The sequence below is a fragment of the Zafaria sp. Z1313 genome (assembly GCF_050563205.1).
In the GTDB taxonomy this organism is placed as follows: domain Bacteria; phylum Actinomycetota; class Actinomycetes; order Actinomycetales; family Micrococcaceae; genus JAZDCJ01.
In genome coordinates this window covers 1-12406 of the sequence record NZ_JBNWUK010000006.1, presented here as the reverse complement: position 1 = coordinate 12406, position 12406 = coordinate 1, and the positions used below count along the sequence as shown (strand labels likewise).

General features: G+C 68.7%; 10 protein-coding genes and 2 tRNA genes. 9 read left to right on the top strand and 3 right to left on the bottom strand.

Annotation, left to right across the window (positions count from 1 at the left end; genetic code table 11):
- Positions 1-197: 197 nt before the first annotated feature.
- The 7 genes from gyrB (at position 198) to ACQ3I4_RS07695 (ending at position 7037) form a co-directional block, all read left to right on the top strand.
- Positions 198-2219 carry a DNA topoisomerase (ATP-hydrolyzing) subunit B gene (gene gyrB, locus ACQ3I4_RS07725; protein ID WP_329862018.1) on the top strand — a complete coding sequence of 674 codons (2022 nt, stop codon included), beginning with the start codon at positions 198-200 and terminating at the stop codon, positions 2217-2219.
- Between the two features lie 54 nt (positions 2220-2273).
- A complete protein-coding gene (gyrA, locus tag ACQ3I4_RS07720) occupies positions 2274-4946 on the top strand; it encodes a DNA gyrase subunit A (RefSeq protein ID WP_430633248.1) in 2673 nt (890 codons plus the stop codon).
- Complete coding sequence (locus tag ACQ3I4_RS07715; RefSeq protein WP_329861983.1) at positions 4943-5521, top strand: DUF3566 domain-containing protein; 579 nt, start codon at positions 4943-4945, stop codon at positions 5519-5521. The genes gyrA and ACQ3I4_RS07715 overlap by 4 nt, the downstream gene beginning before the upstream one ends.
- 100 nt (positions 5522-5621) lie before the next feature.
- Positions 5622-5695: transfer RNA gene (locus tag ACQ3I4_RS07710), tRNA-Ile, on the top strand.
- A 33-nt stretch (positions 5696-5728) separates the two neighbouring features.
- On the top strand, positions 5729-5845 hold the full coding sequence (locus ACQ3I4_RS07705; RefSeq protein WP_329861982.1) for a DLW-39 family protein: 117 nt from the start codon (positions 5729-5731) through the stop codon (positions 5843-5845).
- Between the two features lie 8 nt (positions 5846-5853).
- Positions 5854-5926: transfer RNA gene (locus ACQ3I4_RS07700), tRNA-Ala, on the top strand.
- A 211-nt stretch (positions 5927-6137) separates the two neighbouring features.
- Entirely contained in the window at positions 6138-7037 is a 900-nt protein-coding gene (locus ACQ3I4_RS07695; RefSeq protein ID WP_329862017.1) for a DMT family transporter, read from the top strand.
- A gap of 19 nt (positions 7038-7056) precedes the next feature.
- Here ACQ3I4_RS07695 and ACQ3I4_RS07690 read toward each other — a convergent pair whose 3' ends face one another.
- Together ACQ3I4_RS07690 and ACQ3I4_RS07685 are read right to left on the bottom strand one after the other, a co-directional pair.
- Positions 7057-7923 (bottom strand): glycosyltransferase, encoded by an 867-nt coding sequence (locus ACQ3I4_RS07690; RefSeq protein ID WP_329861981.1) that lies wholly within the window; start codon positions 7921-7923, stop codon positions 7057-7059.
- A gap of 94 nt (positions 7924-8017) precedes the next feature.
- A complete protein-coding gene (locus ACQ3I4_RS07685) occupies positions 8018-8968 on the bottom strand; it encodes a hypothetical protein (protein ID WP_329861980.1) in 951 nt (316 codons plus the stop codon).
- Between the two features lie 161 nt (positions 8969-9129).
- Between ACQ3I4_RS07685 and ACQ3I4_RS07680 the strand changes: the two genes are divergently transcribed.
- Positions 9130-9675 carry a peptidylprolyl isomerase gene (locus ACQ3I4_RS07680; protein WP_329861979.1) on the top strand — a complete coding sequence of 182 codons (546 nt, stop codon included), beginning with the start codon at positions 9130-9132 and terminating at the stop codon, positions 9673-9675.
- A gap of 111 nt (positions 9676-9786) precedes the next feature.
- Positions 9787-10653, top strand: a complete 867-nt coding sequence (locus tag ACQ3I4_RS07675) for a rhomboid family intramembrane serine protease (RefSeq protein ID WP_329861978.1) — start codon at positions 9787-9789, stop codon at positions 10651-10653.
- A 222-nt stretch (positions 10654-10875) separates the two neighbouring features.
- Here ACQ3I4_RS07675 and ACQ3I4_RS07670 read toward each other — a convergent pair whose 3' ends face one another.
- Positions 10876-12282 carry an IS1380 family transposase gene (locus tag ACQ3I4_RS07670; protein WP_430632959.1) on the bottom strand — a complete coding sequence of 469 codons (1407 nt, stop codon included), beginning with the start codon at positions 12280-12282 and terminating at the stop codon, positions 10876-10878.
- Between the last annotated feature and the right edge of the window lie 124 nt (positions 12283-12406).

Genomic DNA, 12406 nt, shown 5'->3' with positions numbered 1-12406 from the left:
CCGTGAGGGTGAGACGCCGGTTCATGTGGTCTCCGCCGAGCGGCGGCGGCCCGCCGTCCCTGGACAAGGAGTCTGCAGCGCCTGTGGATACTGAGAACACCACCCCGAACGATCCGTCCGACGACGCGGCAGACACCGGGGCAGGATCCTCCGACACCGCCGCGGAGGCGCCGGAGGCCACCGGCGACGACGAGCGGATGGCCAACGGCAACCGCAAGGTGACCAACGAGTACGGCGCGAGCGCCATCACCGTGCTCGAGGGGCTCGAGGCGGTCCGCAAGCGTCCCGGCATGTACATCGGCTCCACCGGCGCGCGCGGCTTGCACCACCTGGTCTACGAGGTCGTCGACAACTCCGTCGACGAGGCCCTCGCCGGCTATTGCGACCACATCAAGGTCACCCTCCGCGAGGACGGCGGCGTCCGCGTCGTGGACAATGGCCGCGGCATTCCCGTGGACATCCACCCCACCGAGGGCAAGCCCACGGTCGAGGTCGTCATGACCATCCTGCACGCCGGCGGCAAGTTCGGCGGCGGCGGCTACGCGGTCTCCGGCGGCCTCCACGGCGTCGGCATCTCCGTCGTGAACGCGCTCTCCGTGCGCGTCGACACCGAGGTCCGCCGGCAGGGCCACGTGTGGAGCATGGGCTTCGCCAACGGCGGCGTGCCGCAGGGCGAGCTCGTCCAGGGCCCGGCGACCGCTGAGACGGGCACGACGCAGACGTTCTACCCGGACCCGGAGATCTTCGACACGATCGACTTCGACTTCGAGACGCTGCGCGCCCGCTTCCAGCAGATGGCCTTCCTCAACAAGGGCCTGCGCATCACGCTCACGGACGAGCGGGTCCTCGAGGAAGCCGGCGAGGAGATCGCCGAGGAGTCGGAGGAGGGCGCCGAGGAGGCGGCCGAGCCGAAGCACCGCGTCGTGGACTACCTCTACAAGGACGGCCTGCTGGACTACGTCAAGCACCTCAACGCGTCCAAGAAGGTGGAGCTCGTCCACGAGGACGTCATCGCCTTCGAGTCCGAGGACGAGGACAAGAAGATCTCCGTCGAGATCGCGATGCAGTGGACCACGGCCTACTCCGAGTCCGTGCACACCTACGCGAACACCATCAACACGCACGAAGGCGGCACCCACGAGGAGGGCTTCCGCGCGGCGATGACCTCGCTCATCAACCGCTATGCCAAGGACAAGGGCATCCTCAAGGAGAAGGACGAGAACCTCACGGGCGACGACATCCGCGAGGGCCTCACGGCCGTCATCTCCGTCAAGCTCGGCGAGCCCCAGTTCGAGGGCCAGACGAAGACCAAGCTCGGCAACTCGGTCGCCAAGGGCTTCGTGCAGGGAGTCGTCAACGAGGAGCTCGGCGACTGGCTCGAGCGCAACCCGAACACGGCGAAGGACATCATCCGCAAGGCGCTCTTCGCGGCCCAGGCCCGGCTCGCGGCCCGCAAGGCCCGCGACAACGCCCGCCGCAAGTCGCCGCTGGAGTCCTTCGGCATGCCCGGCAAGCTCGCGGACTGCTCCTCGAAGAACCCGGTCGAGTGCGAGGTCTACATGGTGGAGGGCGACTCCGCGGGCGGTTCCGCCAAGCGCGGCCGCGACCCCCGCACGCAGGCGATCCTCCCCCTGCGCGGCAAGATCCTCAACGTCGAGCGCGCCCGCCTCGACAAGGCGCTCGGCAACGCCGAGGTGCAGTCGATGATCACCGCGTTCGGCACGGGCATCGGCGAGGAATTCGACATGGCCAAGCTGCGGTACCACAAGATCGTCCTCATGGCCGATGCCGACGTGGACGGCCAGCACATCACGACCCTGCTGCTGACCCTCCTGTTCCGCTACATGCGCCCCCTCATCGAGAACGGCTACGTCTACCTCGCCCAGCCGCCGCTGTACCGGATCAAGTGGTCCAACGCGGCGCACGACTACGTGTACACGGACAAGGAGCGCGACGCCGCCCTGACCGCCGGCGCCGCGGCCAACAAGCGCCTGCCCAAGGACAACGGCATCCAGCGCTACAAGGGCCTCGGCGAGATGGACTACACCGAGCTGTGGGACACCACGATGGACCCCGACCGCCGCACGCTGCGCCAGGTCACCATGGAGGACGCCGCGGCCGCGGACCAGATCTTCTCCGTGCTCATGGGCGAGGACGTCGAATCGCGCCGCAACTTCATCCAGCAGAACGCCAAGGACGTGCGCTTCCTGGACATCTAGCCCGGACCGCCCGCCGAAGCCACGCAGACTTTGTGAATTGAGAGAAAGAACCCGATGAGCGACGAGACGCCCGAGACCCCGCAGGACCCGGGGCAGCAGCCCCTCGAAGGCCGCGTGACCGACCGCGTCGAGCAGGTCGACCTGCAGACCGAGATGCAGCGGTCCTACCTCGACTACGCGATGGCCGTGATCGTGGGACGCGCCCTCCCGGACGTGCGCGACGGCCTCAAGCCCGTGCACCGCCGTGTGATCTACGCGATGTACGACGGCGGCTACCGCCCCGACCGCTCCTACAACAAGTGCGCCCGCGTGGTCGGCGAGGTCATGGGCCAGTACCACCCGCACGGCGACAGCGCGATCTACGACGCCCTGGTCCGCCTCATCCAGGACTGGACCATGCGCTACCCGCTGGCGCTCGGCCAGGGCAACTTCGGTTCCCCCGGAAACGACGGCGCGGCCGCTCCCCGCTACACCGAGACCAAGATGGCCCAGCTGGCCATGGAAATGGTCCGGGACATCGACGAGGAGACGGTCGACTTCCAGGACAACTACGACGGCAAGAACCAGGAGCCGACGATCCTGCCGGCGCGGTTCCCGAACCTGCTGGTCAACGGCTCGTCCGGCATCGCCGTCGGCATGGCCACGAACATCCCGCCGCACAACCTGCGCGAGGTCGCCGACGGCGTGCAGTGGTACTTGGAGAACCCCGAGGCCAGCCGCGAGGAGCTGCTCGAGGAGCTGCTCAAGCGCGTGAAGGGACCCGACTTCCCGACCGGCGCGCTGATCCTGGGCCACAAGGGCATCGAGGACGCCTACCGGACCGGCCGCGGTTCCATCACGATGCGCGCGGTAGTCAACGTCGAGGAGCTCCAGGGCCGCACGTGCCTCGTGGTCACCGAGCTTCCCTACCAGGCCAACCCGGACAACCTCTCCATCAAGATCGCCGACCTCGTCAAGGACGGCAGGATCCAGGGCATCGCCGACCTGCGCGACGAGTCCTCGGGCCGCACGGGCCAGCGCCTCGTGATCGTGCTCAAGCGCGACGCCGTCGCCAAGGTCGTGCTGAACAACCTCTACAAGCACACCGAGCTGCAGTCCAACTTCTCCGCCAACATGCTCGCGCTCGTCGATGGCGTGCCGCGCACGCTGTCCCTCGACGCCTTCATCCGGCACTGGGTGGCGCACCAGGTCGAGGTCATCGTGCGCCGGACGCGGTTCCGCCTGCGCAAGGCCGAGGAGCAGGCCCACATCCTGCGCGGCCTGCTCAAGGCGCTCGACGCCCTCGACGAGGTCATCGCCCTCATCCGCCGTTCCTCCACGGTCGAGGACGCGCGCGAGGGGCTCAAGGAGCTCCTGGACATCGACGACGTGCAGGCCCAGGCCATCCTGGACATGCAGCTGCGCCGCCTGGCCGCCCTCGAGCGGCAGAAGATCCAGGACCAGCACGCCAAGCTCGAGCTCGAGATCGCCGAATACAAGACGATCCTCGCCGATCCGGTCAAGCAGCGCGGCATCATCTCCGACGAGCTCGGGGAGATCGTCGACAAGCACGGAGACGACCGCCGCACCCGGATCCTCATGGGCTACGACGGCGACATGTCCATGGAGGACCTGATCCCCGAAGAGGAGATGGTCGTCACCATCACCCGCGGCGGCTACGTCAAGCGCACGCGCAGCGACAACTACCGTTCGCAGAACCGGGGCGGCAAGGGCATCCGCGGCGCGCAGCTGCGCGGCGACGACGTCGTGGAGCACTTCTTCGTCACGACGACCCACAACTGGCTGCTCTTCTTCACCAACCTCGGCCGCGTGTACCGGACCAAGTGCTACGAGCTCGCCGAGGGAAGCCGCGATTCCAAGGGCCAGCACGTGGCCAACGTCATGGCCTTCCAGCCCGGGGAGACGATTGCCCAGGTCCTGGATTTGCGCAGCTACGACCAGGCCCCGTACCTGGTGCTCGCCACCAAGAACGGCCTCGTCAAGAAGACCCGGCTCGCGGACTACGACACCAACCGCTCGGCCGGTGTCATCGCGATCAACCTGCGCGAGGGCGACGAGCTCGTCTCGGCGCAGCTCGTTTCCGAGACGGACGACCTCATGCTGGTCTCCCGCAACGGCCAGTCGGTCCGCTTCACCGCGACCGACGAGGCGCTGCGCCCGATGGGCCGCGCGACGAGCGGCGTGACGGGCATGAAGTTCCGCGGAGACGACGAACTGCTCAGCGCCGACGTCGTGACCGAGGGCTCCTACTCCTTCATCGTCACCGACGGCGGCTATGCGAAGCGCAGCTCCGTGGAGGAGTACCGCGTGCAGGGACGCGGCGGCCTCGGCATCAAGGTCGGCAAGTTCGCCGAGGACCGGGGGCACCTCGTCGGCGCGCTGATCGTGCAGGAGGAGGACGAGGTCCTCGTCGTCATGGAGGGCGGAAAGGTGGTCCGCTCCGCCGTGACCCAGGTGCCGGCGAAGGGCCGCGACACCATGGGCGTGATCTTCGCGAAGCCGGACAAGAAGGACCGGATCATCGCCGTGGCGAGGAACACCGAACGCGGCCTGGCGGCCGAGCCCGAGGACGATGCAGTACCGTTGGATGCAGATCAAGCCCGGGACGCCGTCGGCAGCGGTCCGTCGCAGGAAGCCCCGGCAGGTACCGCGGGATCCCCAGCGGAGGCCGCGGACGACGCCGGCCACGGCACCGAAGGCACCGAGAATGACGGAGGTAATGCGTGAGCACCCCCAACACCCCGCGCCCGGGAGCGCAGCGCCCGGCCTCCCAGCCGGGTGGCCGTCCGGCCGCACCGCGGCAGGCCCCGTCCGGCCAGCGCCCGGCGGCGCAGGGACAGCGTCCCGCCGGAACCCAGCAGCGCCCCGGACAGCCGCGTCCGGCGGGGCAGCGCCCGGCCCAGCGCCCCCAGCAGCTCGTGCGCCCGGCGCCCAAGGCCAAGGTCCGCAAGGCCCGCCTGCTCGTCAGCAAGATCGATCCCTGGTCCGTGCTGAAGATGTCCTTCCTGCTCTCCGTGGCCCTCGGCATCGTGACCGTCGTCGCCGCCGTCGTGCTCTGGACCGTCCTGGACCTCACGGGCATCTTCGACCGGGTCAACGACCTGCTGCGCGAGGTCGCCGGGACCGAGAGCAGCTTCAACCTCCAGGAGCTCGCCTCGCTCGGACAGGTGGCCTCCTTCGCGACGATCATCGCGGTCGTGAACGTCGTCCTGCTCACGGCGCTGTCGATGCTCTCGGCCGTGCTCTACAACATCTCCTCGACGCTCGTCGGCGGCATCGGCATCACGCTGACCGACGACTGAACCGCGGAACGCCTCGGCCGCTCCCCGCACGGGGGGCGGCCGATTTGTTTTCCCGCGGAATCGTCGGGTAAAGTCATATCTCGTCCTGATGGGACGGTGAGGGCGTATAGCTCAGGCGGTTAGAGCGCTTCGCTGATAACGAAGAGGTCCCAGGTTCAAGTCCTGGTACGCCCACGGAATCCCCACTGACGGTCCGGGAGGATCCCCATGAAACGACTGCTGTTCCTCGCGGCCGCGCTCGTGGGCATCGCTACCTACAATAAGTGGAAGGATGCCGAGGTGGAGAAGTCCACCTGGAGCCGGTCGACCGATTCGGTGGACTAGCCCCGTACGGGGGCATGGCGCAATTGGTAGCGCACCTGCTTTGCAAGCAGGGGGTTAGGGGTTCGAGTCCCCTTGCCTCCACCGACGACGAAGGGCCCCGGGCAGCAGCCCGGGGCCCTTCGCGCATCCCGATCGAATCCGCGAGGACAACTGCCCATTTCTCCCGAGCGTGGCATGGCGGGTCGATGCGACTCGCCGGGTTCCGGAGCACGGGAGCACCGGGAAGCGGGAAGAAGCGTCACGGATCGTGTCCGACGACGCAGCCGCCCGGCGGCGGTGGCACAGTGGTGGGGTGATCTTCCTCCTGGCGGCCATCGGCGTCCTCGGCGTCGGGGCGTCCGGCCCGCTCATCGCCGCGACACCCAGCGTGCCCCCGATGGCCATGGCCTTCTGGCGCAACGCGATCGGCGGCGTCGTCATGGCCGCACCCGTCCTGGTCCGCCGTCCCGCCTCCCTGCTCAGGGCGGGGCGGCGTGAATGGGGCTGGAGCGCGGCGGCCGCCCTCGCGCTGGCCCTGCACTTCGTCTGCTTCACGACGTCGATCCGCATGACGTCCGTCGCCGCCGCCACCGCACTCGTCTGCCTCCAGTCCGCCTGGATCGCCCTGTTCCAGGTGCTGCGCGGCGTGCGCTTCCCGCCGCTCGTGGGCATCGGCATCGGGGTGGCCTTCATCGGCGTCGTCGTCATCACCGGATTCGACCTCGGCGGCTCGGCCGAGGCCCTGCGGGGAGACCTCCTCGCCCTCGTCGGCGGGGCGCTCGCTGGCGCCTACACGCTCGCGGGGTCCAAGGCCCGCGAGACGATGTCGACCGGCGCGTACACCGGACTCTGCTACGTCCTCACGGCCCTGATCCTCCTGGCCCTGTGCCTCGTCTTCGACGAACCGCTGTGGGGCTTCCCGCCCGAGGGCTGGCTCGGGATCATCGCGCTCACCGTCTGCGCCCAGCTCCTCGGCCACAGCGTCTTCAACCACCTGCTCAACGCCCTCGGTCCGCTCACCGTGTCCACGATCATCCTGCTCGAGATCCCCGCCGCGGCGCTCCTGGCCGCCGGCTTCCTGGGCGAGCGGCTGCCCGCGGGAACCTACGGCGGGCTCGTGCTCATCCTCGCGGGCCTCGTGGCCGTCGTGCGGGGACAGCGGCGCCGTGGCCCCGGCGTCGTCCTCGCCGAACCCGGGCTCGGCGCCGACTGACGTCACGCTGCCGCTCGGCTCAGATGCCGCCGCGGCGCACCGGCTGCGAACTGCGCGCCGTGTGGAGGTAGCGCAGCATCTTCGCCGGGTAGTAGATCGACATGAAGATCAGCATCGGGATCTTCAGGACCTGCTTGTTGATCTGGTGGGCCTTGTACGTGCGGTCGAACCGCGTGACGTAGTACCGGTAGTCCTTCGGCGAGTCCTCGAGACGGCGTGCCGACATCCCCGAGACCATGGCCGGGACGTAGCGGATCAGCAGGTCGTGGTCCGCCAGGTGCAGCGAGATGTCGATGTCCTCGTGGAACTCGTCCGCCTCGTCGCGGCAGACCTCGCCCGCGATCTCGGCCCAAGCGGAGGCCCGCAGCGCCATGTTGGAACCGAAGAGGAAGTGGTACTGCTTGTAGGCGACCTTGAGGACCAGCTGGCGCATCTTGTCGTCCGCCTTCAGGCCCCAGCGGCGCATGGGCATGTCGTAGTAGACGACCGGTCCCGTGGCCGCCATGACCTCCGGGTCCATAAAGGCGGAGGAGACCTGTTCCACCCAATCCGGTTCGAGGACGGAATCCGCGTCGATGCGGCCCAGGACCTCGCCGCTCGCCTGGGCGAGGCCGAAGTTGCGGGTCGGGATCAGCCCCTGCTCACGGTCCTGGGAGACGAGCCGGATCGGGGCCTCCGGGTACTCCGCCTGCATCTGCGTCACGATGGCCGCCGTGGCGTCCGTGGACATGTTGTCCACCACGATCACCTCGTGCGCGGGTACGGTCTGGTAGATCGCGGCGACCAGGCACTGCCTGATCACGCTCTCCTCGTTGTAGGCGGGGATGACGATCGAGACGGCGGGCCTGTAGGGCCCGGATCCGCCGAAGGGTTGGTCCTCAATCACAGCGCCAATCTACCAGCGCCCGGACGCACGGAAGGGGAGGCCCGCGCCAACAGGCCTCCCCTTCCCGGACCACCGCTTGGCGGCCTCCGGGGTGCTACGTGGCGGTGTCCTCCGAAGAGGCCCGGCGCCCGCCGCGGGGACCGGGCTTCGGGGCGGCATCCTCGGCCTCCCCGGCAGCGTCGGCCGCGAGCTCGGCGTCGACGTCGCCGGCGTCCTCCGGAGCGGCGGCCTCCTCAAGGTGGGCGCGCACCTCCTCGACCGTGGACTCCGTCTCCGGGGCCTCGGGCGCCGAGGCAGCGGCGGCATCCGCCGCGGGGACATCGGCCGTGGCGGAGGTCGGGGCCGCCGAGGAGGACGGGACCGGGGCGGGCTCGACCGGGGCCGGCGCCTTCCACGGATCCTCGACCGGCTTCGAGGCGCGCCACGCGGCGACGCCCGCCGCAGCAGCGGCCGCGATGATCCCGAAGATCAGCAGTCCGCGCTTGCGTCCCTTGCGGGCCTGCTCCTTCTTGAGCTGCTTCGAGGCCTGCTTGGCGGCCTCGGCGGCGGCCGTCTGGGCGCGCTTGAGGGCCTTCTTGTCACCGGTCACGCTCGCGACGGCCTGGTGGACCGGCAGCGGGAAGCGCGCGGAGTCGAGCTTGTGGGCGGTGAAGTCCGCGGCCTCGCCGAGCTTCGCGCTGGCGGCCGGGATGTAGTCCTTCACCACGACGTCGCGGGCATGCTGCAGGGCCGGCGTCGCCTTGTCGAGCGTCTCCTGGAGCTTGGGCGATGCCTGGTCGACAACCTGCGAGATCTTCGGAGCGACCTTGTCCAGGCCTTCCTGGATCTTCGGGGTCACGCGGGCGACGCCGTCGGCGATCTCCGTGGCGGCCCGGTGCAGGCCCTCCTGGATCTTCGGCGAAGCGGTCTCGATCCCCTTCTCCAGACGGGGAACGGCCCACTGGACGGCTGCCTCCACGCGGGGTGCGGCCCAGTCGCGGGCCTCGCCGACTCCGTTGCCGACCGTCTCTCCCAGGTCGCGGGCAATGCGTTCTGTCTTCTTCACACGTTCCTCCCGATTTGTTGGAGCATCGTGGCCTAGCCTACGCCGTGGCCCCCGGGCGTGCTATTCCGTCCGGGGCATATGCGGCCCGGGCTCCCCGGTTGTTCACTGTCCGCGTAGCGGATCAGCAAGGCGGGCGGGGGCGTCGTGGAAGAATGGGGCGCATGACTGCAATCCCCACGCACAAGGCCACCATTCACACGAACCGGGGCGACATCCTGGTCAATCTCTTCGGCAACCACGCCCCGAAGACGGTCAAGAACTTCATCGGCCTCTCCACCGGCGAGCAGCAATGGGTGCACCCGGAGACGGGCGAGGAGAAGACCGGGACCCCGCTCTACAACGGGACGATCTTCCACCGCATCATCAGCGACTTCATGATCCAGGGCGGGGACCCGCTGGGCCAGGGCGTCGGCGGCCCGGGCTACCGCTTCGACGACGAGATCAACCCGGACCTCGACTTCACCCAGCCGTACAAGCTGGCCATGGCCAACGCCGGCATCCAGATGGGCCGCGGGACCAACGGCTCGCAGTTCTTCATCACGACCGTTCCGACGACGTGGCTGCAGGGCAAGCACACGATCTTCGGCGACGTGACCGACGAGGCCTCGCGCAAGCTGGTCGCCGAGCTGAATTCCGTCCCGACCGACGGCCGCGACAAGCCGCTCGAGGACGTCGTCGTCACCTCGATCGACATCGACGAGGCCTAGTCACGGCGCGGCCAGGGCCGCGCAACACGGCGGGTTCTGCCGCAGGGACCATGGAACCTGCGGCAGGACCCCTTCCGTTTAACCACCGACGATTCCACTGCAGGAGATCCCATGGCCTACGGCCTTCCCGAGCAGCAGCCAGCGGGCCAGGTCCCCGTCTGCCCCCGACACCCGGACCGCCCCTCCTACGTCCGCTGCCAGCGCTGCGGGCGCCCCGCCTGCCCCGAATGCCAGCGTCCTGCGGCCGTCGGCGTGCAGTGCGCAGACTGCGTCGACGAGGCGCGGAAGCGGATGCCGACCCAGCGCACCGCCCTCGGCGGCCGCGCCCGGGACGGCAGGCCCGTGGTGACCTACACGCTCATGGTCCTGTGCGCGGTGGTGTTCCTGGGACAGTTCCTGCTGCCCACGCTCTCCGACCGCCTGCTCTACGCGGGGGTCTACACCGGCAGCGAGCCGTGGAGGATGCTGACCGCCACGTTCCTGCACTCGACGAGCTTCCTGATGCACATCGCGTTCAACATGTACGCGCTCTTCGTGATCGGCCAGGCGCTCGAGCCGATGCTGGGCCGGATCCGCTTCCTCGCGCTGTACCTCCTGTCCGGCTTCGGCGGTTCCGTCGCCGTGCTGATGCTCGAAGACCCGAGGATCGGCGTCGTGGGCGCCTCCGGTGCGGTCTTCGGCCTCTTCGGCGCGCTGCTGGTGGTGATGCGGGCGCGTGGGGGGAACTTCACGCCGATCCTCGTGATCATCGGCATCAACCTGGTGATCGGCTTCATTCCGGGGCTCAACGTCTCGTGGCAGGCCCACGTCGGCGGACTGGCGACCGGGGCGGCGCTCGCCGCGATCATGGCGTACGCGCCGCGGGGGAAGCACCGTGCCACTGTTCAATGGGCCGGCATCGCTGCCGTCGCGGTCCTGCTGACGGTCCTGACGTGGGTGGGATGGCAGACCGTCCCCGCGCGCGTCTTCGGCGCCTGACCACGGAGCACGAACCATCCACAGGGTTTATCCACACTGTTAATAACTCACACCCGTGTAATTCACTTAGCCTCGATCCACCGACGGGCGATGTAGTCGGGGGCTGGATTTCTGAAGCAGCCTTGAGCGGGATTTTGGCATGACCGTGTAGCCGGCCTCGCTGCCGGTCGTGTTCCACGGTGGGTTCCCTCTGTCGCGCCGGTGTCGGCTGGTGGATGGCTTCTATGCGGGCTGCGGTGGCCGGTGGCGGGCGGTGAAGAGTCGTTCGAAGGCTTGCTGCCAGGGCCAGGACTCGGGCAGGCGTATCCGGATTCTGCGGGCGCTGGAGACGATCCGGGCCGGCAGGTTCACCAGCCGGGCCCGGATAGTGCCGGTGCGGGCCCGGGTGAAGGTCCCGGCGGCGAGGATCCCGGCTGCACGGGTGAGGTTGTAGGCCATCACCGCGCAGGCCAGCCAGGCGCTGTTGGCCCAGAAGTGTCCGGAGGGCAGGTGGGCCAGGGCGCTGTCCTTGAGATCGGCGTTGACTTGCTCGATGATCGCGTGTTGTCGGTGGGCCTTGTCGGCGGCCACGGTATCCAGGACCTCGGGATCGGTGGTGGTGAAGAAGGCATGGAACCGGTGGGTGTCGAACAAGGTCGGCTGCCCGTCGCCGTGTTTGGGGTTCAACTCGGGAATCCGGCGCACCACCAGCCGTCCGGGGATCCTCTCGGCCTTCTTCCGGGATGTGAAGGCGGTGAAGGGGACCTCGGCGACCTCGGCCTTCGAGGTCCAGGTGTCGGTGCCCTCGTCGTAGATCGCCTGTGGGTACTTGATGCCGGTCCAGGCCTGCTCGTCGATGGTGGCGATGGCCTTCTTGACTGCTTTGTCCATCCGCACGGTGACGGAGACATCGGCCCCCGCGGTGAGCGCGGCAGCCACGGTGGGGTGTCCGTAGAAGGCGGAATCGGCGCGAACCAGTACCCGGGTGCCGGCGGCCGGAGGCATTCGCTTCAGGGTGGCCAGTGCGTCGGCGACGAACCGGGAGGCCCCGCGTGGGGAGCCCACCGCGCCGCGGCGCAGGCGTTGGCCCAGGATCACCGGGGCCGTAGTCTCGGTGCTGGCGGTGGCCAACAGGGCATTGAGCCCGCGGACTCCGGAGTATCCGTATCCGGAGCCCTGCTTGGCGTAGCCGTGGACTTCGATGATCGTGTCGTCCACATCCACGAACACGAATCCTCCTGCGCCGTCTGCCGGAGCGCCCAGTAGCGGGGCCCGGTCGGCCAGGTTCGCCAAGAGCCGGGTGGCGACCGCGTCGAGCTGGCGGACGTGCCCGAAGGTGAAGGCGCGCAGGAACGAGCCCAACGTCGAGGGCGCATAACAGGCACTGAAGACCCGCTTCATCGCCCCATGGCGCAGTACCGCCATATCGTCGATCGAATCGGCGCCGGCACACATGCCAGCCACCAAGGCCGCGACCTTCGCCCCGGCATTGGCGCCCTTGTCCGTCGGCACCGTCAGCTGCCTGCCGGCCAGTGAGTGCAAGCCCGATTCTCGCGCCAGTTCCATCACCGGCACCAACCCCGCGGAACCGACGAGGTTCGGTTCGTCGAAGGAAACTGACAGTGCGGCCCGGGTGTGGGAAACTTGCATCTACGAGATGCCCTCTCATCGCGGTGGAACGGAACCCTGAACAAGTCCCATTCTTCCCGGTCAGACGGGCATTTCGTGCTTAATTACGTCCCACCTCAAGCGTGACGGTCGGTGGATCAAGGCT